The sequence below is a fragment of the Helicobacter mehlei genome (assembly GCF_003660265.1).
Taxonomy (GTDB): Bacteria; Campylobacterota; Campylobacteria; order Campylobacterales; family Helicobacteraceae; genus Helicobacter; species Helicobacter mehlei.
Map to the genome: position 1 here is coordinate 1 of NZ_QXQP01000063.1, position 1,036 is coordinate 1,036.

At 44.5% G+C, this 1,036-nt stretch carries 1 protein-coding gene; it reads left to right on the top strand.

Annotation, left to right across the window (positions count from 1 at the left end):
• Window positions 1–748: putative barnase/colicin E5 family endoribonuclease (locus EAO36_RS08230; RefSeq protein WP_120955999.1), on the top strand; the 748-nt coding region annotated here is incomplete at its 5' end.
• Window positions 749–1,036 lie beyond the last annotated feature (288 nt).

The following is a 1,036-nucleotide window of genomic DNA, read 5'->3' on the forward strand; positions in this document are numbered from 1 at the left end:
TAAAACCCAGCCCCAAGAGTTTTTAACGCCCGTGGGTAGAGAAGCCCAAATACAAGCCCAAAAGGACTTTAAGAAGTGGCGTAACACGCATATTGCTAATGCCATTGACCGCACGCTCAAAGAAGGCAAACTTAGCCGCCTTGATGGCAATAGTGTCGCATTGAATTTAACACAGACCTACAATGGCAAAGATTGGGATTTTAAAGCCCGCATTGATTGGAGCAACAACAACGACCCCAGCCAGCCTAGAAGGTGGGTGTTGCAGGATTTCAAGGTGGTGGGGGATGAGCCCCCTAAGGACATTTTAAAACCTAACCCCGCTTTTGGAGAGAATTTTAAAGAATTTGCGTTTAAGGGCAAAGAAGCAGTGGCCAAACTCTTGCAAGAGAAACGCGGACAAGTAGCCGGGGCGTTTTATCGGGAGGATTTGGGGTATATTGATTTGGTGTGGGGAGAAGTTAGAAACAAAGAGGGCAAGATACAAGGACATGGCTTAAGCAAGATTGTAGAAAAACACCTTGATGACTTTAGTGGGTTTGAGGGGGCTAATGCTTTGGAGAAATTGGGGAATGGGCTAGAAAAAATTATACAAAATGGGGAAGTGGTGAAACAAGAGGGCAACAGAACTGCGATTATACAGAACAACCACAATAAGACCTTTAGAATAGGGCTAAAGAATAACTGGAAAGGGAAACCTACAGACAATCACTGGATTATTACGGCTTATTACGATAGGAGAGAGCCTTGAAGTTTATCTCCTCTCAAGGCTTTACTAGGGGCAAGAGTCCGCCCCTAAACTCCTATAATCAAGATAGCATAAACCCCTCCAAAAGTCAAATGAAATGGGGTTACAAGAAAGGGCCAATCAATTGAAAACCTTAGTTGTCTATGCCTATCTCTATTTTTTAAGGACCCCCCATGCTAACCCCCTATCTTAACCAAGTTTTTAACGCCGATGCGTTAGGCTTTATGCAGGGCTTGCCTAATGCTTGTATAGATTGTGTGTGTATCGATCCGCCCTATTGTAGCGGGGGGG